Below are 25058 nucleotides of genomic sequence, written 5' to 3'. Positions count from 1 at the left end.
CACTCTCCTCTTCTCGTGTCGGTCCTGCTCAGTAACGGCCGTTGATGTGCTTCTTGTCGTGCCTGGCGTAGTAGTTGTGGTCGGGGTTTCCCCGCATGCAGGAACGATCCGCCGACTTGTAGCTGCTGTTCTTGCCCTTCGAGTGACCCAGGCCCACGCTGTGGCCGATCTCGTGGCAGCTCAGCGACTTGTAGTTCGAGTGCGGCAGCTTGTGGTTGATCACGATCGTGTGCTGGTCGCACTTGCTGGAGCTGCCGCTCACCCTCTTGACGCAGGTCGTCCACGCGTACCAGTGCTTCTGGTCGCCGGTCGGCCTCCAGGTGGCGTAGACCCAGACGTCCACCTGCCTGTTGTACTTCTTGTTGACGCTCGTGGTCATGTCCGTCTTGGCGCCGAGCGAGTTCCTGCGCGCCCAGTCCATGCCGGAGCGCTGGGCCTTCGACAGGTCGTCGTCGTAGAAGAAGCTGTGTGCCTTGTTGTCCGCGTAGGTCGGTCCGAAGGAGTTGGCGGAGGCCGGCTGAGCGGTCAGGGTCAGCGCGGCGGCCGTGGCGCCGACGGCGGCGAGTACGCGTATGCCACGTACACGACGTATGTCGTGTCCCATTGAGTTTTCCCCGTTTCCTGTTGGTCGTCAGGGCGCCCGGGGAGGGCGATGCGTCCCCCCGGTCGCCCCTGCACCATACACAGGACAACTGGCTTATCCGACAACGAATCTGACGTTCCGTGAGAACGCGGAAGGGCCCGGGTGTTCCCGGGCCCTTCCGCGCGGAGGGGAGCTGCGGTCGGTCGTCCGTACGGGTCAGCCGAGCCCGCCGGGCAGGCCGCCGGTCGGCAGGCCCCCCGGGACGGCGTCGGTCGGCAGGCCGCCCAGCAGGCCGCCCTGCGCGGTGTCGCCCGCGACGCCCTGGGCCGCGCCGGCCGTGTCGGTCGCGACCTCGCCGCCGCTGCGGGTCACGTCCTTGGCGGCCTTCTGCGCGACCGGAGTGGTCTTCTTGGCGGTCTTGCCGGCCGTCTGGGTCGTCGACGGGACGGTCTTCTTGGCCGCGTTGCTGCCCGCGTCACCCGCGAGGTCGGTGGCGTTCTCCGCGGCGCCGCCGACCGTGTCGGTCACCGCGCCCGTGTCGAGGGCGCTCACACCGCCGGCCAGGTCGGTGCTCTGGGGCAGGTCCACGGCGCTCGCGGAGCCGGCCGCACCGACCACGGAGGCCGCTCCCGCTGCGGTGAGCAGCGCGGCACTGGCGATCCGGCGGGTCAGGGGGAGGGACATGGTGCTCCTTCGGGTGGGCTGTGATGCCTGTCCGACGATCGGACGCTGTGACAACCGCTCGGAGGGCGGGGGAGGTTGCGGTGAGCCGAGGTAAAGAGTCGGTAATGCGAAATCCCCGCAGGCGGTGATCTGCGGCACCCAAAACCGGGCAAACAATGGGAAGTTCGGGTGTGGGGGAAAGGGGATGGAGAATCGTTTCCTCCGCGCCGCCCCTTGGTGGCCGGGCAAGTCGGCGCCCTGGTGCATAGCGGCTGGTCGCGGTGGCTGTGCGCAGAGCGGGTCCGACCCCCGTGGGTGAATTCCCGGAACGGTGACCGAATGGTGTGCGGGTGGCTCGTGATTACCCTGTGATGTGGGGCGACTACTATGCGGCGATCAGTCCGGCGGGTCGGCCGCCACACGAATGCGCACGTGCGCGGTGTGTTCCGGGTCCGACGCGTCCCGCCAGCCCTGGCCCGGGTGCCGGGCACTCCACACCCGCCCCGCGTAGGACACCTCCGCGACCCGCAGCGTCTCCGCCTGCGCGACCGCCCACTGCGCCAGTTCCCAGCCACGCCGCGAGCCGGGGACGCGTTCCTCCAGCCCTTCGGTCCCCTCCGCCTCGTCGCGGGCCGTGCCCGGGGGGACGGGGACGGCGAGGGTGTCCGGCGCGTCCGGAGCCTGCGGGGGAGAGGAGGGCGAGTCCGGGAGGCCGCCCTTGCCGTCGTCCACGGACCCGCCGTCCGTGGGCTCGCCGCCCAGCACCGCCGTGCCGAACGACCGCTTCAGTTCCTTCCGCACCTGCGCGACGTCGCCGGTCCGCGACCCCAGCAGCGTCGTGCAGTTCAGTGACGCCGCCGAGCGGCCGGTCAGCGCCGCCGCCAGCAGTGCCGCGTCCGGCTCGTGCTTCGCGTACGCCTGCGGGAAGCCGCTGCGCTGCACCCGCTGGGCGGCGACCGTGAGCGGCAGCCGCGAATAGCCGGGGACCTCCGCCAGCCGGTCGTAGAAGATGCCCGAGGAGTAGACCGGGTCCATGATCTGCTCCGCCGTGCCCCACCCCTGGGAGGGGCGCTGCTGGAACAGGCCCAGTGAATCCCGGTCGCCGTAGTCGATGTTGCGCAGCGCCGACTCCTGGAGCGCCGTCGCGAGCGCGATCGTCACCGCCCGCTCCGGCATGCCCTTCGTCGTGCCGACCGCCGCGATCGTGGCCGCGTTCGACGCCTGCTCGGGCGAGAAGCGGTAGGTGTGGCTGCCGCTGCCCACCACGCAACCCGGTGCCCCACGGCCGCCCGTCTCCACCTGAACCACCACGTACCCGGCCACGGCCAGCAGAACGGCGCACCCCGCCGTCACCCGGGCACGGCGGGAGCCGCGGGCACGCCGGGTGCCGCGTGACGTACGGGACGGACCGGAGGTACCGGTCGTTCCGGACACCCGGCCGGCGGGGGACGGCTCGGAGGGGGGAGTGGCGGGGGACTTGGGCACGCGCCCACCGTACAAGGGGCCCGGACGGCGCCGGGATAGGGTCGGGCCATGCCTGACGCCACGCCCCACGCGACCCCGGACCACGCTCCCGATGCCGCCGCGCAGCCGGCGCCGCGCACCCCGCTCGACCTCACCCAGGACGGCCCGGCGCTGACCGCCGCGCTGGTCGACTTCCCCTCCGTCAGCGGAACCGAGGGGCCGCTCGCCGACGCGATCGAGCAGGCCCTGCGGGCCCTGCCGCATCTCACCGTCGACCGGTACGGCAACAACATCGTCGCCCGTACCCGCCTGGGCCGTGCCGAGCGGGTCGTTCTGGCCGGGCACATCGACACCGTGCCCATCGCGGACAACGTCCCGTCCCGGCTGGACGAGAACGGGATCCTGTGGGGCTGCGGCACCACCGACATGAAGTCCGGCGTGGCCGTGCAGCTCCGCATCGCCGCGACCGTGCCCGAGCCCAACCGGGACCTCACGTTCGTGTTCTACGACAACGAGGAGGTCGCCGCGCACCTGAACGGCCTCGGGCACGTGGCCACCGCCCACCCGGAATGGCTGGAAGGCGACTTCGCGGTGCTGCTGGAGGGCTCCAACGGCCAGGTCGAGGGCGGCTGTCAGGGCACGCTGCGCATGCACCTCAAGCTGTCCGGCGAGCGCGCCCACTCGGCCCGCTCCTGGATGGGCTCCAACGCCATCCACGCCGCCGCGCCCGTGCTGGCCCGCCTCGCCGCGTACGAGCCGCGCAAGCCCGTCATCGACGGGCTGGAGTACCACGAGGGTCTCAACGCGGTCGGCATCGAGGGCGGCGTCGCCACCAACGTCATCCCCGACGCCTGCACCGTCGTCGTCAACTTCCGCTATGCCCCCGACCGCACGATGGAGGAGGCCGAGCAGCACGTACGCGAGGTGTTCGCGGACTGCGGCGTCGACGAGTTCGTGGTCGACGACCACACCGGCGGGGCGCTGCCCGGCCTGGCCCATCCGGCCGCGGCGGCATTCATGAAGGCGGTCGGCGGCACGGCCCTGCCGAAGTTCGGCTGGACCGACGTCTCCCGCTTCAGCGCGCTGGGCGTGCCGGCCGTCAACTACGGGCCGGGCGATCCGGTCTTCGCGCACAAGCGGGACGAACACGTCATCATCGAGCGGATCACCCACTGCGAGCGCAGGCTGTACGACTGGCTGACGGCCTGAGACCTGTCCGAGGGCACCCCGGGGCCTGACGGCTTCCCGGGTGACCACCGAAATTTCGCCACGTGTCACCTTCCCCGTCCTACGCTGATCCCGGCAGAAGACGTTCAGCGAGAGGAGCGCGCCATGGGGAACCCCGAGGCCGAGGATCTGCGGTCACCGGCGGAGCAGCGGCTGGGGCCGGTGCTGCGCCGCAGGGGGCAGGTCCAGCCCGGCACCACGGACCAGCGGCTCCTGGATGTGGTGGGGGACTCCGACTGGGTCCACACCGACCCGTGGCGGGTCATGCGCATCCAGTCCGAGTTCGTCGAGGGCTTCGGCGCGCTCGCGGAACTGCCCAGCGCGATCAGCGTCTTCGGTTCGGCCCGCACGAAGCCGGGCACGCCGGAGTACGAGGAGGGCGTGCGGCTGGGCAAGGCCCTGGTCGAGGCGGGTTTCGCGGTCATCACGGGCGGCGGGCCCGGCGCGATGGAGGCGGCGAACAAGGGGGCGCGGGACGCCCAGGGCGTCTCCGTGGGCCTCGGCATCGAGCTGCCCTTCGAGCAGGGGCTGAACCCGCACGTCGACATCGGGATCAACTTCCGCTATTTCTTCGTGCGGAAGACCATGTTCGTGAAGTACGCGCAGGGCTTCGTCGTGCTGCCCGGCGGGCTGGGCACGCTGGACGAGCTGTTCGAGGCACTGACCCTGGTCCAGACCCGGAAGGTCACGCGCTTCCCGATCGTGCTGTTCGGCACCGCGTACTGGTCCGGGCTCGTGGACTGGCTCCGCGGCACGGTCATCGCCCAGGGCAAGGCGTCGGACCGGGACCTGATGCTGTTCCACGTCACCGACGACGTGGACGAGGCGGTGGCCCTCGTCAGCAAGGAAGCCGCGCGCTGAGCGCGCGCCGCGCGGGCTGAACCGCCCGCTGTGCCCACCGGTGTGCGGCCGCCCCGCATTACCGGCCGGTGGGCACACCGCGACGGCGCGGCACACCGGTCAGGCCAGGCCCCGGCGGGCCACCGCGGGTTCGCGGTGGCCCGCGATGGAGGACACCATGTCCAGCACCTGGCGGGTCTCCGCCACCTCGTGGACCCGGTACACCTGCGCCCCCAGCCACGCCGACACCGCCGTCGTCGCCAGGGTCCCGATGACCCGCTCCTTCACCGGCCGGTCCAGCGTCTCACCCACGAAGTCCTTGTTGGACAGGGACACCAGCACCGGCCAGCCGGTCTCCACCATCTCCCCGAGCCGCCGCGTCGCCTCCAGCGAATGCCGGGTGTTCTTCCCGAAGTCGTGCCCCGGGTCGATCATCACCGACTCCCTCGGCACCCCGAGTGCCACCGCCCGTTCGGCCAGCCCGGCCGTCACCCGCAGGATGTCGGCCATGACGTCCTCGTACGCGACCCGGTGCGGGCGCGTGCGCGGCTCGACGCCGCCCGCGTGCGTGCACACCAGCCCCGCCCCGTACCGCGCCGCGACCTCCGCCAGCTTCGGGTCGACGCCGCCCCATGCGTCGTTCAGCAGGTCAGCGCCCGCCTCGCACACGGCCTCACCGACCTCGTGCCGCCAGGTGTCCACACTGATCACCACATCGGGGTGGCGGTGCCGCACCTCGGCCACGAAACCGACGGTCCGCCGCGCCTCCTCCTCCGCCGTCACCTCCTCGCCGGGTCCGGCCTTCACCCCGCCGATGTCGATGATCGCCGCACCCTCCGCCACCGCCTGGTCCACGCGCGCGAGCGCGGGTTCGTCGCGGAACGTGGCGCCCTGGTCGTAGAAGGAGTCCGGGGTCCGGTTCACGATCGCCATGATCACCGGCTCGTTCGGGCCGAATTCGCGTCGTCCCAGGCGCAGCATCCCGTATGTCCTCCTCGCGTGACGTCCCTGCGACCCTAACCGTCGCGACCGCATGGCACGATCGGGACCAGACGTATTCCGCTCCCGGGAGAGGCGCGCTGTGTTCTGGTTCTTGGCTGTGGCGATGGTGGTCGTGGTGGCCGCGGTGACCATCGCGGTCATCGGCGGCGGGGAGAGCGAGCCGCTGCCCGAGGTGGCTCCGGAGCACCTCGTGGACCCGCTGCCGGTGACCCGGCCGGTGAGCCGCGCCGACATCGAGACGCTGCGGCTGCCCGTGGCGGCGCGCGGCTATCGCATGACCGACGTCGACGACGTCCTGGACCGGCTGGCCGCCGAGCTGGCCGAGCGGGACGCGCGCATCGCGGAACTGGAGGCGGCGCTGGCAGGCGCGCAGGCCACGGCGGACGGCGGCGGCGCCGCGCTGTTCGAGAAGCGTGCGCGGCCGGATGACGACGGGGAGCGGTCCGGTGACTGAGGGCGGGGCGGTGCCCGGCCCGGACGGTGCCCTGCGGTGCCCCTGGGGCGTGTCCACGGCCGACTACCTGCCGTACCACGACGAGGAGTGGGGCCGTCCCGTCCACGGCGACGACGCGCTTTTCGAACGCCTCGCCCTGGAGGCGTTCCAGTCCGGGCTGTCGTGGATCACGATCCTGCGGCGGCGGGAGGGGTTCCGGCGGGCGTTCGCCGGGTTCCGGATCGCGGAGGTCGCGGAGTTCACGGACGACGACCGGGAGCGGCTGCTCGCGGACGAGGGCATCATCCGCAACCGCGCGAAGATCGACGCGACCCTCGCGAACGCGCGTGCGCTGGCCGGCTGGGCGGCGGGCGATCTGGACGCGCTGATCTGGTCGTACGCGCCCGAGCCGGAGGCTCGCGCGGTGCCGCGCACACTCGCGGACGTCCCGGCGGTGACGGACGAGTCGGCAGCCCTCTCCAAGGCGCTGAAGAAGCGCGGGCTCCGCTTCGTGGGCCCGACCACGGCGTACGCCCTGATGCAGGCGTGCGGGCTGGTGAACGACCACCTGGCCGACTGCGTGGCGCGCGGGCAGGGGCGGCGCGCGGCGGGCTCCTCCCCCACCCGCCCCTCGCCTGGGACCTGAGGCTTCGCCCCGGGGCCTTCCGGTCCTCGAACTCCGGAGCGCCCGACGAGCCCGCCCGGATTCCGAGGGCGGGCGCGGCCGGGCGAGGCACGCGGTACCGGGTCCGGGACGGAGTCCGGGGCGGGGACGGAGGACAGGACGACCCCGCCGCCCACGGCGCGCTACCGGCCCACGTACCGAGGCTTCTCCTTCGCCAGGAACGCCTCCACCGCGATCCGGTGGTCCTCCGAGGAGCCCGCCCGGCTCTGCAGCTCGTCCTCCTTCTCCAGCGCTTCGGCCAGCGTGTGGCCGGCCCCGTACGCCATGGCCTGCTTCAGGCCCGCGTACGCGACCGTCGGGCCGGAGGCCATCGCGCGGGCGACCGCGGTCGCCTCGTCGGCCAGCCGGTCCGCGGGGACCAGCTTGTTGATCAGGCCCAGCGCGTCGGCCTCCTGTGCGGACAGGGAGCGAGGGAAGAACAGCAGGTCGGCGGCCCGGCTCGGGCCCACCAGGCGGGGCAGGGTCCAGGACATGCCCGAGTCCGCAGCCAGGGCCACGCCCGCGAACGCGGTGTTGAACGACGCCGTGTCCGCGACCACGCGGTAGTCCGCGGCCAGCGCGAAGCCGAAGCCCGCGCCCGCCGCGACTCCGTTCACCCCGGCCACCACCGGCTTCGCCATGCCGGTGATCGCCCGCACGATGGGGTTGTAGTGCTCCCGGACGGTACGCATCGGCTCGGGGCCGCCCAGGCCCGCCACATGCTCCTTGAGGTCCTGGCCCACACAGAACGCCCGGCCCGTGGCGGTGAGCAGCACCGCGCGCACGTCCGCGTCCGCTCCCGCCGACTCCAGCGCGTCCCGCAGGGCCACCTTGGCGTCCGTGTTCAGCGCGTTCATGGCGTCGGGCCGGTTGAGCGTGACGGTGGCGAGCCCGTCGCTCACCTCGTACAGCACGGTGTCGGACATGGCAGTCGGGGTCCCTTCGAGGCTCCGGGGGCGGTGTCCCGCCCAGCATGACGGAGATCATCCGGCTCCGGTACGAGGCCTGGGGTGTGACCTGCGTCAAAGAACGGCCCCCGGGGCCACCTGCTGCGAGGGCGCAGTATCGCAGGCTGACCCCCGGATTGTGGGGTTTTGAGAGATCGCGTTGTCGAAGCGATGCGGCCCGATGTTGGTCATCGGGTGTCAGCATGCGGGATAATGACCTGGAAGCAATGTGTTCGAAGCCGGTACGCGCCCTTCCATGGGGCCATCATCGGCTTGCGATGAGCTGGTTTCAGGAAGGGGAACGAGCATGGCGGCCATGAAGCCGCGGACGGGCGACGGCCCGCTCGAGGTGACCAAGGAGGGGCGGGGCATCGTCATGCGCGTTCCGCTCGAAGGCGGCGGTCGACTTGTCGTCGAGCTGACCCCGGACGAGGCCGAGGCCCTCGGTGACGCGCTGAAGAAGGTCGTCGGCTGACGCCCGGCGGCTGACGCACGCGGTTCGCTTTGTGTCGAGCGCCCTGGCGAGGTGGGAACCCCCCACCCCACCAGGGCGCTCGCGCGTGTGCGGGTGAGGACGGGCCGGAGCACGGCGCCCGGCCTTCGCGGCATGCCGTCGAGAACCCTCAGCGCCGTACCGCGCAGAGCAGGCCGTCGCCCACCGGCAGCAGCGACGCCACGAGTTCCTCGCTCTCCCGGACCGTCCGCAGGAGTTCCCGGAGCGCGAGGACCTCCGGGGGCTGGGCTGCCGAGTCGACCGTGCGGCCGTCCGCGAAGACCCCCTCGAAACACACCAGGCCCCCCGGGCGCAGCAGGCGCAACGATTCCGCGAGGTAGTCCGGGTACTCGGCGCGGTCGCCGTCGCAGAAGACCAGGTCGTACCCGCCGTCCGCGAGCCTCGGCAGGACCTCCAGGGCGCGGCCCGGGATGAACCGCGCGCGGTTGCCCGCGAAGCCCGCCGCCCGGAACGCCTGCCGGGCGAACTGCTGCCGCTCCGGTTCCGGGTCCACGGTGGTCAGCACGCCGTCCGGGCGCATGCCGAGCAGCAGATAGACCCCGGAGACACCGGTGCCGGTGCCGATCTCCGCCACCGCCTTCGCGTCCACCGACGCGGCCAGCATCCGCAGCGCCCCGCCCGTCCCCGGGGTCACCGAGGGCACCCCTGACTCCCGGGCCCGTTCGCGGGCCCAGAGCAGCGCGTCGTCGTCCTCGCAGACAAAGGCGTCGGCGAACGCCCAGCTCGTCTGCCAGTTGGCGGTAATGGCCCTCTCCTGTCCCCGTGGTCGGCAACCGTGACTGTAGCCGCTCGGGGGCGGGAACCCGCAGATGGGACCGAGCGTTGGTAACGGGCAGGGGGGAGTTCGCGGCCCCAAATTCACGTAAAGATTCTTATCCGGAGCTAACGGGCGAGGTGGCTATGGTAGGGGCTCCACTGGACACCACCAGAGCCGACAGGGGAGGTGCGGCTGCGCCTGTGGATCGGGGAGGAGTGTCGCGGTTGCGGCGCTTTCTCGGATCGGCGGGTGAGCCGAAATCCGTGACCGACATCGCTGACACCCGCGCCGCAGCCGACACCGCAGCCACCACGGCCACCTTCGCATCGGATGCGGAATCTCAGGCGTGGGCTCCGCCCTCCTGGGAGGAGATCGTCAGCACGCACAGCGGCCGGGTGTACCGCCTCGCCTACCGGCTGACAGGCAACCAGCACGATGCCGAGGACCTGACGCAGGAGGTCTTCGTCCGGGTCTTCCGCTCGCTGTCGACGTACACGCCCGGCACATTCGAGGGCTGGCTGCACCGCATCACCACGAACCTGTTCCTGGACATGGTGCGCCGCAAGCAGCGCATCCGGTTCGACGCGCTCGGCGACGACGCCGCGGAACGGCTGCCGAGCCGTGAGCCCTCGCCCCAGCAGGTCTTCCACGACACCCACTTCGACGCGGACGTCCAGCAGGCGCTGGACACGCTGGCGCCCGAGTTCCGCGCCGCCGTGGTGCTGTGCGACATCGAGGGGCTGTCGTACGAGGAGATCGCCGCGACGCTCGGCGTGAAGCTCGGCACGGTCCGCAGCCGGATCCACCGCGGGCGGTCGCACCTGCGCAAGGCGCTGAAGCACCGCTCGCCCGAGGCACGGGCCGAACAGCGTGAGGTGCTGGCGGAGCACCGCGAGTTCGCGGCCGTGGGCGGGGAGGGCGGAGCCGCGTGAGTGGCACCCATCCGACCCCGGCGGAACAGCACCTCGGGGACCGGCTCGCCGCCCTGGTCGACGGTGAGCTGGGGCACGACGCGCGCGAGCGGGTCCTCGCCCATCTGGCCACCTGTGCCCGCTGCAAGGCGGAGGCCGACGCCCAGCGCCGGCTGAAGAGCGTCTTCGCCCAGGCCGCGCCCCCGCCCCCGTCCGAGGGGTTCCTCGCACGTCTCCAGGGCCTGCCCGGGATGCCTCCCGGCAGTCCCGGCGCGGAGGGGGAAGGCGGCGACCCGGGCGGATTCGGTACGGGGCCGGGGAGCGGGCCCCCGGGGGGCGGCGGGCTCGGCGGTGAGCGGATCACCGGCGGAACCTTCGGCGTCCGGCCGGGCGGCGGCTTCGGGTACGTCCCGGCGGCCGACGGCGGCCATCCGTCCGTCCTGCCCGGCGGCAGTGCGCGTACGGGCTTCCGCATCCACGAGGTCGGCCGCGCGGAGGGCGGGCGCGGGGACGACGGGCGCTCGGCCTGGCGCGGGCGGAGATTCGCCTTCGCGGCTGCCAGCGCCGTGTCGTTCGCGGCCATCGCGCTGGGCGGCGCGATGCCGACCGTGACGGCCGGGGACTTCCGGGGTGACGGCTCCGGCAGCAACGTGACGCCTGTGCGGTCGGCGGGCGGGCAGGCCGCGGCGACGGGCAGTGCGGACAGCCTGCGGCGGCGGGGCGGTACGGGCACGGCCGGGACCGGGTCCGCGGTGACCACGACCGCGGGTGCTTCGGCTGCCGCCTCGGCCGGTCTCGGGCGGCTCGCCGGGGTGGAGCGGGGTGGTGCGGCGCCGCCGCCCTTTCTCCATGCGACGACACCGCTGACCGGGGGGTTCGCGCTGCGGTCGGTGCCGCCGGCCGGGCAGCTGAACCCGCTGGGTCCGCTGAGGCGTCCGGCGGGGACGGTACCCGGACCGTACGCCTCCGCGCCGGTGGCGGGCACGGCGAGCGTGGCGGCGACGCCCTGAGGGCCGTGTCCGGGGCGGTTGCCGGGGTGATCTGGTTGAATCCGTGGGCACGGGCGCCGGAAGCGGCGCCGAGCGGCCGGGAGCCGCGGAGCGGCCAGTAGTTGGGGAGAGCATGGACGACGGGAAGCCGAAGTGGTGGAGCAGGCCTGCGCCCGTCTCACCGCCGGAACCCGCGGGCGCGGGTCCCGTGGAGGACGTGCGGCCCCAGGAGGCCGGTTCCGGCGCCGCCGCCCACGGCTCCGGTGACCCCGGCTCCCCCGGCGGGACGGGAGGCCCGCAGCCCCTGCACGAGCCCGACGAGTACCGGACGCCGCCGTACGGCGAGCCCGGGCCCTGGGCACTCGCGCCGCCGGTCCAGGCACCCGTCCACGGGGCCGGGCCGCAGCCGCCCGCCGGGCAGTGGGCGCAGTACGACCCCTGGAGCAGTCCGGGGGCCGTCGCGGCGCAGAAGGGGGCCGCGTCCAGGTCGCGTCGGGGCCTCGGGCTGATCGCCGCGCTGGTGTTCGCGCTGCTCGCGGGCGTCCTCGGCGGTGCCGTCGGCTCGTACATCGAACGCAGCGGCGGTCTGACGACCGTCGAGCTGCCGCAGGCCGACGCCGAGGTCGCGGACCGTGCCCCCGACAGCGTCGCCGGCATCGCGGCCCGCGCCCTGCCCAGCGTCGTCACCCTGCACGTCAGCGGCGGCGGCGAGCAGGGCACCGGCACCGGTTTCGTGCTCGACCGCAGGGGTCACATCCTCACCAACCACCACGTCGTCGACGCGGCGGGCACCACCGGCCGGATCACGGTCACCTTCAGCGGCGGCGAGACCGCCCGCGCCACCCTCGTCGGCAAGGACAGCGGCTACGACCTGGCCGTGGTCAGAGTCCACGGCGTCTCCAACCTGACCCCGCTGCCGCTCGGCAACTCCGACAGCGTCCAGGTCGGTGACCCGGTCGTCGCCATCGGCGCCCCCTTCGACCTCCAGAACACCGTCACCTCCGGCATCATCAGCGCCAAGGGGCGGCCGATCACGGCGGGCGGCGAGAAGGGCGACGGCAGCGACGTCAGCTATGTCGACGCGCTCCAGACCGACGCGCCGATAAACCCGGGCAACTCCGGCGGTCCGCTGCTCGACTCGAAGGCCCGGGTCGTCGGGATCAACAGCGCGATCCGCGCGGCGGGCGACGGCGGCGACGCCGACCGCGCCCAGGCAGGGTCCATCGGTCTCGGCTTCGCCATCCCCATCAACCAGGGCAAGCGCGTCGCCGAGGAGCTGATCGAGACCGGCAGGGCCACCCACCCGGTCATCGGCGTGAGCCTCGACATGCAGTACACCGGTGACGGCGCCCGGGTCGCGGACGAGGCCAGGGACGGCGGCCCGTCCGTCGTCTCCGGGGGCCCCGCCGCGGCGGCCGGGGTCAAGCCCGGGGACGTGATCGTCAGGGCCGGTGACGAGCGGGTCCACAGCGGCGAGGAACTGATCATCAAGATCCGCGCCCACCGCCCCGGCGACAAGCTGCGGCTCACGCTGCGCCGGGACGGCAGGGAGGTCGTCAAGACGCTGACGCTGGGGTCGTCGGGCGGCAGCTGAAACGCCCGCCAGACCCATGGCCGGACACCTGGCTGAACCGCGTGTGAACGGCTGACGGGCTGTCCGTGCGCAGCCGGCGAACCGGGTACCGTGGACCGGAGACCTGAGGAGGAGCTACAAGGTGTTCAGTGACATAGGCGGCCTTGAGCTGGTGGCGCTGGTGATCCTTGCCGTGCTTGTCTTCGGCCCGGACAAGCTCCCCAAGGTCATCCAGGACGTCGCCGGGTTCATCCGCAAGATCCGGAACTTCTCCGAGAGCGCCAAGCAGGACATCCGCAGCGAACTCGGCCCGGAGTTCAAGGACTTCGAGTTCGAGGACCTCAACCCCAAGACGTACATCCGCAAGCAGCTCACCGAGAACGAGGACCTCCGGGAGCTGAAGGAGCTGCGCAGCAGCTTCGACCTGCGCAAGGAGATCGACGACGTGGCGGGCGCGGTCAAGGGCGCGGCCGACGAGCCCGGACCCGTCGCGCCCGCTCCGTCCCCCTCTTCGTCCTCCGCTCCGGATCTGCTGAAGAAGCGGGACACGTCCGGTCCGGGCGATCGGCCCCCCTTCGACGCGGACGCCACCTGAGTCACCGTCGTACCGGCGTCCCCGAAGAGTCCCGCCCGGGTGGATATCCTCTCCCTCTGTCCGAACGGATCGAGGAGGCGGCCGGGCAGATGGAGACGACAAGCCGGGTGGGGGCGCAGGCACAGCCTGAACCCAGCACCACACCCACCTCCGAGGGGGTGCCTGCCGCCCGTCGCGATGCCGACGGGTATCTGCGGGCCTCCTTCCCCTGGTACGGGCTGGACGACGCGTTCACCGGACCCCGCTGGCTGATGCAGGTCGGCACGGCGGCGGACGGCACGGTCCAGCACGGCTCCACGGGGCACGGCGAGGAGCCGACGATAAGGCCCGAGGGCGCCGGCACCGACCGGTCCCGTTTCGCGGTCGTGGTGACCGTCGCCGCGAACCCGGTGCGGCGCTCCGGGGACGGTACGGGTGTCCTGGACGCCACGACCGTCTCCTCCGCCGCATGGCTGGCCGGATCCGGCCTGCTGGCGTACACCTGGCCGGCTCAGCTGGACCACGCGTTGCGGAGCGAGTGGCTGGAGCAGCAGACCGAGACGGCGTTCGAACTGGCCGACGACCTGGCGGGGCCGGCGTGGACGACGCTGTCCCTGCCCGTGGACGGGGCACCCGTGGACTTCCACTACCGGGAGTCCGAGTTCGGCTGGGTCCTGGCGGGCACGGCGCCGGGAGGACCGCATGTAGGGGCGTACGGGCGGGGGCTGAGCGCGTACGGGCTGGGCTTCTCGGTGGTCAAGGACCTGGCCGGGTACGCCTGACACGCGCATGTGGGCGCCCCTCACACGGAGAGGCGCCCACAGCAGGGGGTGGGAACCCCCTCAGAACTTGTTCCGCGGCGTGATGCCCAGGCTCATCCCGGAGAGCCCCCGCTGCCGCCCGCCCAGCTTGCCCGCGATGGCGCGCAGCGCCGCACCCGCGGGGGACTCCGGGTCCGACAGGACGACCGGGCGGCCGTCGTCGCCGCCCTCGCGGAGCCGTACGTCGATCGGGATCGATCCCAGGACGGGCACCGTCGCACCGGTCGTCCGGGTCAGCCCGTCCGCGACCCTCTGGCCCCCGCCCGTACCGAACACGTCGACCATCTCGTCGCAGTGCGGGCACGGCAGGCCCGACATGTTCTCGACCACGCCGACGATCTTCTGGTGGGTCTGGACGGCGATCGAACCGGCCCGCTCGGCCACCTCGGCGGCGGCCTGCTGCGGCGTGGTGACGACCAGGATCTCCGCGTTCGGCACCAGCTGGGCCACCGAGATCGCGATGTCGCCCGTGCCCGGCGGCAGGTCCATCAGCAGGACGTCCAGGTCACCCCAGTACACGTCCGCGAGGAACTGCTGGAGCGCGCGGTGCAGCATGGGCCCGCGCCACACCACCGGGGCGTTGCCAGGGGTGAACATGCCGATGGAGATGACCTTCACACCGTTCGCGGACGGCGGCATGATCATGTTCTCGACCTGGGTCGGACGCCCGTCCGCACCCAGCATCCGCGGCACGCTGTGCCCGTAGATGTCCGCGTCGACGACACCGACCTTCAGACCGTCGGCGGCCATCGCCGCCGCGAGGTTGACCGTCACGGACGACTTGCCGACGCCGCCCTTGCCGGACGCCACCGCGTACACCCGGGTCAGCGAGCCCGGCTTCGCGAACGGCACCTCGCGCTCCGCGGTGGTGCCGCGCAGCGCCGCCGCCAGTTCCTTGCGCTGCTCGTCGCTCATCACGTCCAGCGACACGTCGACGCGGGTGACACCCTCGACGCGGGCGACCGCCTCGGTCACGTTCTTCGTGATCGTGTCGCGCATCGGGCAGCCGGAGACCGTCAGATAGACGGTGACGGCCACCGCCCCGTCCGTGCCGATCTCCACCGACTTGACCATGCCGAGTTCCGTGATCGGTCGGTTGATCTCGGGGTCGTTCACCGTCGCCAGTGCGTCGCGCACCGCGTCTTCCGTCGTCATGCTGACGATGGTACGGCGCGGGGTGCGGGCCCCGGAAAGCCCGTCAGCGGTCGCCTTCGTCACTCCGCGCCGACCCCGGGGGCGGGAATACGGCCCGTTGCTCGTGCAGCTCCCGCACCAGATCCTCCAGCTCCGAGCGGATCCAGTCACGGGTGGCGACCTCGCCCAGGCCCATGCGCAGCGCCGCGATCTCCCGGGTCAGGTACTCGGTGTCCGCGATGGACCGCTCGTTCTGCGCCCGGTCCTGCTCCAGGTTTACCCGGTCCCGGTCGTCCTGCCGGTTCTGCGCCAGCAGGATCAGCGGAGCCGCGTACGAGGCCTGGAGCGACAGCATCAGGGTGAGGAAGATGAACGGGTACGGGTCGAAGCGCAGTGCCGCCGGGGCGAGGATGTTCCAGACCAGCCAGGTCACGATGAACACGGTCATCCAGACGATGAACCGCCCGGTGCCGAGGAACCGGGCGATCCGCTCGGACATCCGCCCGAAGGCCTCGGGGTCGTACTCCGGCAGGATGCGCGGCCTGCGCACCCGCGGCTGCTCCAGCGGCTGGTCGACCCGCACCCGGGGCGTCTGGCCCCGCACGACGGCCCACTCCCGGCTCGCGGCCCGGTCCCGCGCCTCGGTCCACTCGCGGTCCACGGCCCGCTCCCGGTCCCGCTGCGCGCCCCGGCGGGCACGTCCGGGGCCCCGCTCCGGAGGACGCTCAGGTCCCATGGGCGGACCTCCGCCCGGGATCCGGTTCGAACTCCGTCTCGCGCCAGTCCTCCGGGAGCAGGTGGTCCAGGACGTCGTCCACGGTGACCGCGCCCAGCAGTGAACCGCTGTCGTCCACGACCGGCGCCGCCACCAGGTTGTACGCGGCGAGGTGGCGGGTCACGACCCGCAGCGGGGCGTCCGGGGCCAGCGGCTCCAGGTCGCTGTCGACGACCGCCGACACCAGGGTGAACGGCGGGTCCCTCAGCAGCCGCTGGAAGTGCACCGTGCCCAGGTACTTGCCGGTCGGCGTCTCGTCCGGCGGCCGGCACACGTAGACCTGGGCCGCCAGCGCGGGGGACAGGTCCCGCTGGCGGACCCGGGCCAGGGCGTCCGCGACGGTCGCGTCCGGGCGCAGCACGATCGGCTCCGTCGTCATCAGACCGCCCGCCGTGCGCTCCTCGTACGACAGGAGCCGCCGCATGTCCGCCGCGTCGTCCGGGCGCATCAGGGTGAGCAGCCGCTCCTTGTCCTCCTCGGGCAGCTCCGACAGCAGGTCCGCCGCGTCGTCCGGGTCCATCGCCTCCAGCACGTCGGCGGCGCGCTCGTCCTTCAGCTTGCCGAGGATCTCGATCTGCTCGTCCTCCGGAAGCTCCTCCAGCACGTCCGCGAGCCGGTCGTCATGGAGGGCGGCGGCGACCTCCGCGCGCCGCTTCGGGCTCAGGTGGTGCAGCGTGTTGGCCAGGTCGGCGGGCTTCATCCGCTCGAACGTGGCCAGCAGGCTCTCGGCGCCCTGGCCCTCCTCCTCCAGCGAGAAGCCGGTCACCGCCGACCACTCCAGGGTCAGTGCCTCGCCCTTGCGGCGCAGCGCTCCACGCCCGCCCCGGCGGACGAACACCTTGTCGATCTCCCACTCCCGGCGGGCCGGGAGCTGCCGCATCGCCACGTCCAGCACCGTCACCTCGTCGCCGCCGTCGACCAGCCGCACACGCCGGTCCAGCAGCTCCCCGAGGACGAGCCGCTCGGTGGGCCGCTGCTCGAAGCGCCGTACGTTCATCACCCCGGTGGTGATCACCTGGCCCGACTCGACGCCGGTCACCCGGGTCATCGGCAGGAAGATCCGGCGGCGGCCGATCACCTCCACGACCATCCCCAGCACCCGGGGCGGGCGGCGGCCGACGCGCAGCATGGCGACGAGGTCGCGCACCCGCCCGACCTGGTCGCCGTTCGGGTCGAACACCGCGACCCCGGCGAGGTGCGAGACGAAGATCCGGGGTGCGCCACCCGCCATGCCACGCCACCTCCAGCACGTGTCCTGAAGCATCCCCTATGCAGGGATTCAGGCTAGCCCGATACGTTTCGGGTCGGCCACGCAGGCGGTCCGTACGGCTCCGTGCGGATCAGGCCACCCGGCCCCGGTACCCTGCGGGTCTGCGTCCCCCCACGGTTCCCCTCAGAGAGGCAGCGCTGGTGACTGTTCTCCCTCCGGCTTCGCATGCCCGTCGCGCCGCGCTCACCGTCGCGCTCTGTGCCGTGCTCACGGCGGTGCTCGGCGGCTGCGCGGAGGAGGTGGACCCCGACAAGGGCACGAACGGGCTCGGCAAGCTGACCGCGAAGCAGATCGAGGCCGAGGCCCAGACGGCGGCCGGCAGGGCCGAGGCGGTACGGCTCTCGGGAACGCTGGTCAGCAGCGGTGCCTCGTACAAGCTGAACATGCGCCTGAAGAAGGACGGCGCAGCCGGGTCGGTCGCGACCCGCAAGTCCCGCTTCGAGCTGCTGCGGGTCGGTGACGCGCTCTATATGAAGGCCGAGGCGTCGTTCTGGCGGCAGGCGGAGGCGACGGGGGAGCCGACCAAGGAGGACATCCAGGCGGCGGAGAAGCTGGACGGCAAGTTCGTGAAGGTCCCGCAGGACGATCCCTCGTACAAGCTGTTCCGCAGCTTCACCGAGAAGAACGTACTCGTCAACGGGCTGCTGACGCTGCACGGGGACCTGCACAAGGGGGACCGCGACTCGATCGCCGGCAAGCGCACGATCAAGGTCGCGGGAGGGCCGAACGGCGAAGGCGGCGCGCTGGACGTCTCCCTGGACGGTACTCCGTATCCCCTCCGCTTCGCCCGTGGCGGCGGTGCGGGAGTGGTCGTCCTGACGGACTGGGACGAGGACTTCTCGCTGGACGAGCCGGAGGAGGACCAGATCCTCGACTACGGCAAGAAGCTTCCCCGCACCAGCGAGTAGGGTCCCGGCCCCCCGTCGGCGGGTGGCCGCTGCCGCGGCGGAAGGGGGCGTGCCGGGGGCCGCCTTCCGGGGTGAGCCCCGCAGCGGCACGGACGCACGCTTCCACGTGGGGCGCGGCGGGCACGGGGTGTTCGGCCCCGTGGCCGGTTCTGCTGCAGGGACCCGTTCCGCCCGGCGACGACCGCCCACCGCGGCGGGCGTCGTCCCGGCCTCACCGGGCCGTGCCGCCCACGGCCGGGAGGGGACGCACAGGGGGCGGCCCCGAGACCCTGGCGCCTGCGGCACCCGCGGCTCTCCCGGCCCCAGGGCCGCCGGCCTGCGGCGGCGGGCCCCGGAGAGCACCGTCTCGCGCACCCCCGCGGGTGGCGTGCTAGCTGTGGCGCCTGCCGCGGCGGAGCAGGAGGCGGGGCAGGGCCGCAGGGACCGGGCGGCGGGTGGTCGCCGGGGTCGGGAGGGGCGGGGCCGACAGGGACGTGGCGGGCAGGGACGTGGTGGACGCCTGCGGCGTGAGCCGCAGGACGCGGCAGTCACGGGCCCAGCGGGACGGCATCGTCTCAGCGTCCGGCGCGTTCAGCCGCTTGCCCTTCAGCTCGTCCACCGCGGCCTGCCAGTCGGCGGACTCCGGTGCAAGTTCGCGCACCTCCGCCGTCCACGCCACGACCCGCCCGCCCTTGTCCTTGCTGCGTACCGTGACCTCCGCGACCGCCCCGTCGGCCAGCCCGGACGGCAGCGGCTGCTCCCCGGGCCCGTCGCCCACGACCAGCGCCGCGCCCTCGTGCCACACGTGCCACAGGGCCCGCGCGGGCCCGTCGCCGCGCACCCACACGAGGCCGGACTTCTTCGTGGCCTCCTCGACGAGCGCGGGGCCGAGCAGCTGGTCGTCAGTCATGCCCGCAGCTTAGCTACAGCCAGCCGTTGCGCTTCAGGGTGCGGTGGATCGCGAAGCACGTGCCGATGATGGCCGTCAGCACCATGGGGTAACCGAACTTCCACTCCAGTTCCGGCATGTACCGGAAGTTCATCCCGTACACCCCGCACACCGCCGTCGGCACGGCGATGATCGCCGCCCAGGAGGTGATCTTGCGCATGTCCTCGTTCTGCGCGACCGTCGCCTGCGCCAGGTTCGCCTGGAGGATGGAGTTCAGCAGCTCGTCGAACCCGACGACCTGCTCCTGCACCCGTGCCAGGTGGTCCGCGACATCCCGGAAGTACTTCTGGATGTCCGGGTCGACCAGCCGCATCGGCCGCTCGCTCAGCAGCTGCATCGGCCGCATCAGCGGCGTCACGGCCCGCTTGAACTCCAGTACCTCACGCTTCAGCTGGTAGATCCGCCCGGTGTCGGCGCCGCGCGTGCTGCCCTTCGCCGGTGGCGAGAAGACGTCGATCTCCAGCTGGTCGATGTCGATCTCGACCGCGTCCGCGACCGCGATGTACCCGTCGACGACATGGTCGGAGATCGCGTGCAGCACCGACGACGGCCCCTTCGCCAGCAGCTCCGGGTCGGCTTCCAGCCGGTGCCGCAGGTTCCGCAGCGAGCCCTGGCCCCCGTGCCGGACCGTGATCACGAAGTCCCGGCCGGTGAAGCACATCACCTCGCCCGACTCCACGACCTCGCTGGTCGCGGTGAGTTCGCCGTGCTCGATGTAGTGGACCGTCTTGAAGACGGTGAACAGCGTGTCGTCGTACCGCTCCAGCTTCGGCCGCTGGTGCGCGTGCACCGCGTCCTCCACGGCGAGCGGGTGCAGCCCGAACTCCGCCGCGATACCGGCGAATTCGGCCTCTGTCGGCTCGTGCAGCCCGATCCACGCGAAACCGCCGCCGTCCCGCACCCGCCGCATCGCCTCACGCGGCGTCAGGGAGTCGTCCTCCGTCTTCAGCCGCCGCCCGTCACGGTAGACGGCGCAGTCGACGACCGCGGTGGAGGCGGAGGGGTCACGGGTCGCGTCGTAGGCGGTGTACGCCGGATACGCGGCGGCGCCGCGCTTGCGCAGGGACGGCCGTACGACGGCACGCAGCTCACGGATCATCGACATGGCGGGCTCCTTCACACGGGAAGCCGTCGGGGAGTCGTGGCGCAACCCGGAATGGGGACGTTACGGGTGACGTGTCGGGCGTGATGTCGGCACGTACGTCCGCAAAGCGGGTGGCACCGCGGTTCACGAGGACGGTGTTCGCGGTTCGCGGTTCGCGGCTTGCATTCGCTGATCGCCGTTCGCTGTCCGCCGCTCGTGCGGAGCGCGTACCGGGCACGGCTCGTGCGGTGCGCGGGGACAGCGGGGGAGGCGTGCTCTTCCGGCGACGCCGGTGCGCGGGACGCGCGGATGCCATGTGGCCTGATGCTGCGAAGGCCGGGAGCCGGTGCCGGAACGCCCGGGGTGCCTCAGGGAGGTACCGCCGGCGGGCCGGTCAGCGGGCGCGGGTGGTGCGCGGCCTGCGAGGCACGGAAGAGCGGCTGGTACTGCCAGGTCGACTTCGATCCATCGCAGCCCCACCTCCTCCGGCCGGTCCCCCGTGGGGGATGACGAGTCATCGGGACCGGAAGACGCTTCCTCCGGGGAAGTCCCCGGACACGTCGTCCCGACCGGCGGCCCACACTAGCAGCCGACTGAAGGTCAATCCCTTCCTTTGCCCGTTCGATACGCACCCTATGCTCGCCGCATGGCAAAAGTTCTCGCGCTCGTCGAGGCGCGGCTGCGGACGGCGCTCGGTGAACCGGACGCCCGGGCCTCCGTGACCTTCCTCGGCACGGACCGTATCGAGGTGCTGCGCTTCACCGGCACCGAGGACGGCGGCGACTCCCGCCCCGTGGTCCGCTACGCCACCCTCGGTATGTCCGCCCAGCCCATGACCGACCCCACCGACGTCGTCGCGGACCCCGTGAGGGGGCCCCGCGCGGAGCTGGTCCTCTCGGTGCGGGCCGGTCTCGCCGATACCGACAAGGTGCTCCGCCCGCTGGCCGTGCTGGCCGCGTCACCGCAGGTGGAGGGACTGGTCGTGGCACCCGGGGCGTCCCTGGACCTGGGGGAGCCGCTGTGGCCGGGGGCGCCCTTCACCTCCGTGCTGGTCGGGGAGCCCGGCGGGCTGGTCCCGGATCTGGACGAGGACCTGGACGAGCTGGCCCCCGGCATGGATCCGGTGCGCTTCCTGCCGCTGCTGCCGATGACGCCCAACGAGGCCGCGTGGAAGCGGGTGCACGGAGCGCAGGCCCTGGAGGAGCGCTGGCTCGCGGCCGGCACGGATCTGCGCGACCCCCTGCGCGCGGGCGTCCGGCTGGACTGAACGCGCCACGGTAGCCCCTCCGGCCCGCGGAATGTGTCGTTCGGCACACCGGACGGGTGATCGTCCTTGACGCGGCGACGGAGGGGGAGGACCGTTGAACGCTATGAGGGGCGAACCCAGTTGCCCGAAGTGCGGACGCCGGGTCCGGCCGCCCGGCCTCTTCGCCGATCGCTGGCAGTGCGATGTGCACGGACCCGTCTTCCCGCTGCAGCCGGTGGTCCCGCCCAGCGTGGAGGCGCTTCAGGTGGTGGTGCACCGGGCCAGGGTGCCGGTGTGGATGCCCTGGCCGCTGCCGGTGGGCTGGCTGTTCACCGGCATCGCGTACGCGGGGGACGACCGCAGCGGGGGCCGTGCCACCGCCGTCGCCTGCTCGGGGCCGGGACCCCTGGGCGGCGTGGGGGAGCTGCTGCTGGTCGCGGAGGAACTGGGCGTCGGTCTCGGCGCGCGGTACGCGGGCCTCGACGGACCCGATCCGGGACCGCACCTGTGCACGGACAAGGCGCCGCACGCCAAGCTCCTGGCGGGCGGGCGCCCGACACCGCTCTGGCACGTCGGCGGTGCCCCCGAGGACCGCGCGGTGTTCGCGGGCGAGGCGCGGGGGCTGTGGCTGTGGGCCATCGCCTGGCCCGAGCACTCGGGGCTGATGCTGTACGACGAGGTGGTGCTGGCCGACCTGAGGGAGGCGGGCGCCGAAGTGGAGCTCGTACCGTGCGGGGCGCTGTCTCCCCGGCTGCTGGCCTGACCTTCGTGCGGCCTTCCGTGCGGTAAGGGGCACTCCCCGCCTCCGGTTATTCTTGGGTGTCCCGTGTACCCCGCCCCGCCCGGAGGAGAGAGTCGTGCGCATCGACCTGCACACCCACTCCACGGCGTCCGACGGTACGGACACCCCCGCCGAGCTGGTACGGCACGCCGCCGCGTCCGGGCTGGACGTGGTCGCGCTGACCGACCACGACACGACCCGCGGCCACGCCGAGGCCGCCGCCGCTCTCCCCGAGGGGCTCACCCTCGTGACGGGCGCCGAGCTGTCCTGCAGCATCGACGGCATCGGCCTCCACATGCTGGCGTACCTCTTCGACCCGGCCGAGCCGGAGCTGGCGCGGGAGATGGACCTGGTCCGCGACGACCGGGTGCCGCGCGCGCACGCCATGGTCGGCAGGCTCCGGGAGCTGGGCGTGCCGGTCACCTGGGAGCGGGTCGCGGCCATCGCGGGAGACGGCTCGGTGGGCCGCCCGCACATCGCGACGGCACTGGTCGAGCTGGGCGTCGTGCCGGACGTCTCCAGCGCGTTCACGTCCGAGTGGCTGGCCGATCACGGCCGGGTGTACGTCGAGAAGCACGAGCTGGACCCGTTCACGGCGATCCGCCTCGTCAAGGCGGCCGGCGGGGTCACCGTCGTCGCTCACCCCGGTGCGGCCAGGCGTGGCCGGACGATGCCCGACTCCGTACTCGGTGAGCTGGCCGCGTGCGGTCTGGACGGCGTCGAGGTGGACCACATGGACCACGACGAGGCGACCCGCGCCCGGCTGCGCGGGCTGGCCGCCGAACTCGGACTGCTGACCACCGGCTCCAGCGACTACCACGGCAGCCGCAAGACCTGCGGGCTCGGTGACCACACCACGGACCCGGAGATCTTCGGCGAGATCACCCGCAGGGCGACGGGCGCGTTTCCCGTGATGGGTACGGGCGGAAGCCCGGACGCCTGACATCCGGGCGGCGCTGCCGCCGGGCCCTCCATTCCTGGTTCTCCTCACCCCCAGGACGCCGGAAGCCGCGTTCCGCAGGCACAGGCATCTCCTCCTGGGCGGATTTCCCTCGCACGACCCACTTCCGCAAGGCCATCACTGTGTTCGACCTCGCCGTCTTCGGCTCTCTCTTTCTGACCCTTTTTGTCATCATGGATCCCCCCGGGATCACGCCGATCTTCCTCGCCCTGACGTCCGGTCGGGCCACCAAGGTGCAGCGCCGGATGGCGTGGCAGGCGGTGGCGGTCGCGTTCGGGGTGATCACCCTGTTCGGCATCCTGGGCAACCGGATCCTGGAGTATCTGCACGTCTCGGTGCCCGCGCTGATGATCGCGGGCGGGCTGCTCCTGCTGCTGATCGCGCTGGACCTGCTGACCGGGAAGACGGACGAGCCGAAGCAGACCAAGGACGTGAACGTGGCCCTGGTGCCGCTGGGCATGCCGCTGCTGGCGGGTCCGGGCGCGATCGTGGCGGTGATCCTGGCGGTCCAGCACGCGGACGGGGCGGGCGGTCAGGTGTCCGTCTGGGCGGCGATCGTGGCGATGCACGTGGTGCTGTGGCTGGTGATGCGCTACTCGCTGGTGATCATCCGGGTTATCAAGGACGGCGGTGTGGTGCTGGTGACCCGGCTGGCCGGGATGATGCTGTCGGCCATCGCCGTACAGCAGATCATCAACGGCGTGACACAGACGATCCAAGGAGCCGCCTGAGGCTACGAGGCGCCCGCGACCGGCCGGATGTGGATCCGCTGCCCGGTCGCGGCGGCCTGCTGGACGATCCCGCGGACGGCGGCGGCGTCCACGACGGTGCTGTCCACGGCGGTCCCGGTGACATCGTCGAGGCGCGTGATCTCGAAGCGCACGGCGGCTCCCTTCGTCGAGGTGTACGGGCGTGTCAACGCACCGTAGCCGCTATTAATTCCGTACGCTAACGAAATTTTTCGCCTGTCTAACTAACGCACTGGTCCCAGAAGTCGGCCACGGCCCGGGAGGTCTCCCCGGGGCGGTCGGTGTTGGGGGAGTGGTCGGCGTCCGCGATGACGGTACGGCGGGCACCGAGCCGTACGGCCATGTCGTCGAGCAGCGGGACCGGCCAGGTGTCGTCATGGTCACCGGACACGACATGGAACGGCACCCGGGGCCGCAGCGCGGTCAGCTCGGCGATCCGGTCAGGCTCGGTGCTGAGCTGACGGCCGGTGGCCAGGAGCTGGGCCGGGCTGTTGCGCAGCCAGCGCTGCCTCAGCTCTTCGCGGTTCCCGCCCGCGTGCGGGTCATCGGCGTCCTCCGGGGGGTCGAGGGCGCGCATGGCGGTCCAGAGGGTGGCCATGTCCATGGCCCCGAGGGCGTCGCTCAGCATCTTGATCCTGGCGCGCTGGGGGGCGGAGACCTCGGCCGGGCCGGAGGACACGAGGGTGAGCGAGGTGAACGGCGAGGCATCGGTCAGAAGGGCGGCGCGGGCGACCTGTCCGCCGAGGGAGTGACCGAGCAGATGGAGAGGGCCCTCGTCGCGCAGTGCCTCGGCCTGGGCCAGGACGTCCTGGGCCAGCTCGTGCTGGGCGTAGGCGCGCTGTTCGGCGGGGCCGTCCGTCTCGTACTGGCCCCGGCCGTCGACGGCGACCACGCGGTAGCCGCGTTCCGCCAGGGGCTCCAGCATGACGATGAAGTCCTCCTTGCTGCCGGTGAACCCGGGCAGCAGCAGCGCGGTGCCCCTGCGGGGACCCCGCGGCCGGGCGTCCAGGACGGCGAAGGCGCCGCGGGGCGTGACCAGGGCGCGGGCCCGCGCACAGGCAGGCGGAACGAACGTAGGCGGCCGGCTCATGATCCCGAGGCTAGCGCGCGCCGCCCGGCCCGTCGGACCACCCCCTGTCGGCGGGTGGTCCGTGCGCGGGGCGCGCCCGCACCGGCCGGGGCGCACCCGCGAGCGCGACACGGTCGCCGCCGACCGGGACGAGGCCCACCTCGGCCTCGCCGCCCGGGTCGAAGCGCATG

Annotated in this window: 28 protein-coding genes; 15 read left to right on the top strand and 13 right to left on the bottom strand. The window is 72.5% G+C overall.

From position 1 onward, the window contains the following. Positions 1 to 28: 28 nt before the first annotated feature. The 3 genes from I3F58_RS11055 to I3F58_RS11045 all read right to left on the bottom strand — a co-directional run bounded on the left by I3F58_RS11055 (position 29) and on the right by I3F58_RS11045 (position 2680). Positions 29 to 604 (bottom strand): hypothetical protein, encoded by a 576-nt coding sequence (locus I3F58_RS11055; protein WP_240108144.1) that lies wholly within the window; start codon positions 602 to 604, stop codon positions 29 to 31. Between the two features lie 195 nt (positions 605 to 799). Then, a complete protein-coding gene (locus I3F58_RS11050) occupies positions 800 to 1267 on the bottom strand; it encodes an ATP-binding protein (RefSeq protein ID WP_240108143.1) in 468 nt (155 codons plus the stop codon). A gap of 375 nt (positions 1268 to 1642) precedes the next feature. After that, positions 1643 to 2680 carry a hypothetical protein gene (locus tag I3F58_RS11045; protein WP_374207953.1) on the bottom strand — a complete coding sequence of 346 codons (1038 nt, stop codon included), beginning with the start codon at positions 2678 to 2680 and terminating at the stop codon, positions 1643 to 1645. A 99-nt stretch (positions 2681 to 2779) separates the two neighbouring features. Between I3F58_RS11045 and dapE the strand changes: the two genes are divergently transcribed. Continuing rightward, positions 2780 to 3919, top strand: a complete 1140-nt coding sequence (gene dapE, locus I3F58_RS11040; RefSeq protein ID WP_240108142.1) for a succinyl-diaminopimelate desuccinylase — start codon at positions 2780 to 2782, stop codon at positions 3917 to 3919. Positions 3920 to 4042: 123 nt separating this feature from the next. Beyond that, on the top strand, positions 4043 to 4798 hold the full coding sequence (locus I3F58_RS11035) for a TIGR00730 family Rossman fold protein (RefSeq protein ID WP_240108141.1): 756 nt from the start codon (positions 4043 to 4045) through the stop codon (positions 4796 to 4798). Between the two features lie 99 nt (positions 4799 to 4897). Here I3F58_RS11035 and folP read toward each other — a convergent pair whose 3' ends face one another. Then, positions 4898 to 5758, bottom strand: coding sequence for a dihydropteroate synthase (gene folP / locus I3F58_RS11030; RefSeq protein WP_240108140.1), 861 nt, complete (start codon positions 5756 to 5758; stop codon positions 4898 to 4900). A gap of 52 nt (positions 5759 to 5810) precedes the next feature. Between folP and I3F58_RS11025 the strand changes: the two genes are divergently transcribed. Both I3F58_RS11025 and I3F58_RS11020 read left to right on the top strand, forming a co-directional pair. Next, complete coding sequence (locus I3F58_RS11025; RefSeq protein WP_240108139.1) at positions 5811 to 6233, top strand: DivIVA domain-containing protein; 423 nt, start codon at positions 5811 to 5813, stop codon at positions 6231 to 6233. Continuing rightward, on the top strand, positions 6226 to 6858 hold the full coding sequence (locus I3F58_RS11020; RefSeq protein WP_374207949.1) for a DNA-3-methyladenine glycosylase I: 633 nt from the start codon (positions 6226 to 6228) through the stop codon (positions 6856 to 6858). The genes I3F58_RS11025 and I3F58_RS11020 overlap by 8 nt, the downstream gene beginning before the upstream one ends. Positions 6859 to 7019: 161 nt before the next feature. Here I3F58_RS11020 and I3F58_RS11015 read toward each other — a convergent pair whose 3' ends face one another. Further along, positions 7020 to 7802: an enoyl-CoA hydratase/isomerase family protein gene (locus I3F58_RS11015; protein ID WP_240108137.1), complete on the bottom strand. Its 783-nt coding sequence runs from the start codon at positions 7800 to 7802 to the stop codon at positions 7020 to 7022. Between the two features lie 328 nt (positions 7803 to 8130). Between I3F58_RS11015 and I3F58_RS11010 the strand changes: the two genes are divergently transcribed. After that, complete coding sequence (locus I3F58_RS11010; RefSeq protein ID WP_009997451.1) at positions 8131 to 8298, top strand: DUF3117 domain-containing protein; 168 nt, start codon at positions 8131 to 8133, stop codon at positions 8296 to 8298. 148 nt (positions 8299 to 8446) lie between these two features. Here the strand turns inward: I3F58_RS11010 and I3F58_RS11005 are convergent, their stop codons facing one another. Next, positions 8447 to 9148, bottom strand: a complete 702-nt coding sequence (locus tag I3F58_RS11005) for an O-methyltransferase (RefSeq protein WP_308354983.1) — start codon at positions 9146 to 9148, stop codon at positions 8447 to 8449. A gap of 89 nt (positions 9149 to 9237) precedes the next feature. Between I3F58_RS11005 and sigE the strand changes: the two genes are divergently transcribed. The 5 genes from sigE to I3F58_RS10980 all read left to right on the top strand — a co-directional run bounded on the left by sigE (position 9238) and on the right by I3F58_RS10980 (position 13923). Further along, entirely contained in the window at positions 9238 to 10026 is a 789-nt protein-coding gene (sigE, locus tag I3F58_RS11000) for an RNA polymerase sigma factor SigE (protein WP_240108136.1), read from the top strand. Further along, positions 10023 to 11015: an anti-sigma factor gene (locus I3F58_RS10995; protein WP_240108135.1), complete on the top strand. Its 993-nt coding sequence runs from the start codon at positions 10023 to 10025 to the stop codon at positions 11013 to 11015. The genes sigE and I3F58_RS10995 overlap by 4 nt, the downstream gene beginning before the upstream one ends. Before the next feature lie 112 nt (positions 11016 to 11127). Then, entirely contained in the window at positions 11128 to 12588 is a 1461-nt protein-coding gene (locus I3F58_RS10990; protein WP_240108134.1) for a S1C family serine protease, read from the top strand. Between the two features lie 121 nt (positions 12589 to 12709). Next, positions 12710 to 13162: a sec-independent translocase gene (locus I3F58_RS10985; protein ID WP_240108133.1), complete on the top strand. Its 453-nt coding sequence runs from the start codon at positions 12710 to 12712 to the stop codon at positions 13160 to 13162. Positions 13163 to 13251: 89 nt separating this feature from the next. Further along, positions 13252 to 13923, top strand: a complete 672-nt coding sequence (locus I3F58_RS10980) for a hypothetical protein (RefSeq protein ID WP_240108132.1) — start codon at positions 13252 to 13254, stop codon at positions 13921 to 13923. Between the two features lie 60 nt (positions 13924 to 13983). Here I3F58_RS10980 and I3F58_RS10975 read toward each other — a convergent pair whose 3' ends face one another. From I3F58_RS10975 to I3F58_RS10965, 3 genes are read right to left on the bottom strand one after another with little or no spacing between them, the layout of a single operon-like run. Next, positions 13984 to 15117 (bottom strand): Mrp/NBP35 family ATP-binding protein, encoded by a 1134-nt coding sequence (locus I3F58_RS10975; protein ID WP_240108131.1) that lies wholly within the window; start codon positions 15115 to 15117, stop codon positions 13984 to 13986. A 43-nt stretch (positions 15118 to 15160) separates the two neighbouring features. After that, complete coding sequence (locus I3F58_RS10970; RefSeq protein ID WP_240108130.1) at positions 15161 to 15832, bottom strand: DUF1003 domain-containing protein; 672 nt, start codon at positions 15830 to 15832, stop codon at positions 15161 to 15163. Beyond that, positions 15822 to 17102, bottom strand: a complete 1281-nt coding sequence (locus tag I3F58_RS10965) for a magnesium transporter MgtE N-terminal domain-containing protein (protein WP_240108129.1) — start codon at positions 17100 to 17102, stop codon at positions 15822 to 15824. Before I3F58_RS10965 ends, I3F58_RS10970 begins: the two co-directional genes overlap by 11 nt. Positions 17103 to 17281: 179 nt before the next feature. Here I3F58_RS10965 and I3F58_RS10960 point away from each other — a divergent pair, with 179 nt between their 5' ends. Further along, entirely contained in the window at positions 17282 to 18049 is a 768-nt protein-coding gene (locus I3F58_RS10960) for a hypothetical protein (RefSeq protein ID WP_240108128.1), read from the top strand. A gap of 370 nt (positions 18050 to 18419) precedes the next feature. On the opposite strand, the gene I3F58_RS10955 is transcribed toward I3F58_RS10960, so the two are convergent. Then, entirely contained in the window at positions 18420 to 18938 is a 519-nt protein-coding gene (locus I3F58_RS10955; RefSeq protein ID WP_240108127.1) for a hypothetical protein, read from the bottom strand. 13 nt (positions 18939 to 18951) lie between these two features. Continuing rightward, positions 18952 to 20082: a magnesium and cobalt transport protein CorA gene (locus I3F58_RS10950; protein ID WP_240108126.1), complete on the bottom strand. Its 1131-nt coding sequence runs from the start codon at positions 20080 to 20082 to the stop codon at positions 18952 to 18954. 625 nt (positions 20083 to 20707) lie between these two features. Here I3F58_RS10950 and I3F58_RS10945 point away from each other — a divergent pair. The 4 genes from I3F58_RS10945 (at position 20708) to I3F58_RS10930 (ending at position 23780) form a co-directional block, all read left to right on the top strand. Continuing rightward, positions 20708 to 21328, top strand: coding sequence for a suppressor of fused domain protein (locus tag I3F58_RS10945; protein ID WP_240108125.1), 621 nt, complete (start codon positions 20708 to 20710; stop codon positions 21326 to 21328). A gap of 103 nt (positions 21329 to 21431) precedes the next feature. Then, entirely contained in the window at positions 21432 to 22070 is a 639-nt protein-coding gene (locus tag I3F58_RS10940) for a DUF6758 family protein (protein WP_240108124.1), read from the top strand. 94 nt (positions 22071 to 22164) lie between these two features. Further along, on the top strand, positions 22165 to 23031 hold the full coding sequence (locus tag I3F58_RS10935; RefSeq protein WP_240108123.1) for a PHP domain-containing protein: 867 nt from the start codon (positions 22165 to 22167) through the stop codon (positions 23029 to 23031). A 140-nt stretch (positions 23032 to 23171) separates the two neighbouring features. Continuing rightward, positions 23172 to 23780, top strand: a complete 609-nt coding sequence (locus tag I3F58_RS10930) for a MarC family protein (protein ID WP_240108122.1) — start codon at positions 23172 to 23174, stop codon at positions 23778 to 23780. Between the two features lie 2 nt (positions 23781 to 23782). On the opposite strand, the gene I3F58_RS10925 is transcribed toward I3F58_RS10930, so the two are convergent. Together I3F58_RS10925 and I3F58_RS10920 are read right to left on the bottom strand one after the other, a co-directional pair. Beyond that, the gene (locus I3F58_RS10925) at positions 23783 to 23932 is read right to left on the bottom strand and encodes a hypothetical protein (protein ID WP_240108121.1); all 150 of its coding nucleotides are present in this window, start codon (positions 23930 to 23932) and stop codon (positions 23783 to 23785) included. A gap of 86 nt (positions 23933 to 24018) precedes the next feature. Continuing rightward, positions 24019 to 24888, bottom strand: a complete 870-nt coding sequence (locus I3F58_RS10920) for an alpha/beta fold hydrolase (RefSeq protein ID WP_240108120.1) — start codon at positions 24886 to 24888, stop codon at positions 24019 to 24021. Positions 24889 to 25058 lie beyond the last annotated feature (170 nt).

The sequence above is a fragment of the Streptomyces sp. MUM 203J genome (assembly GCF_022414595.1).
Taxonomy (GTDB): Bacteria; Actinomycetota; Actinomycetes; order Streptomycetales; family Streptomycetaceae; genus Streptomyces.
The sequence above is the reverse complement of the archived record's forward strand: the minus strand, read 5'-3'. Positions and strand labels throughout refer to the sequence as shown.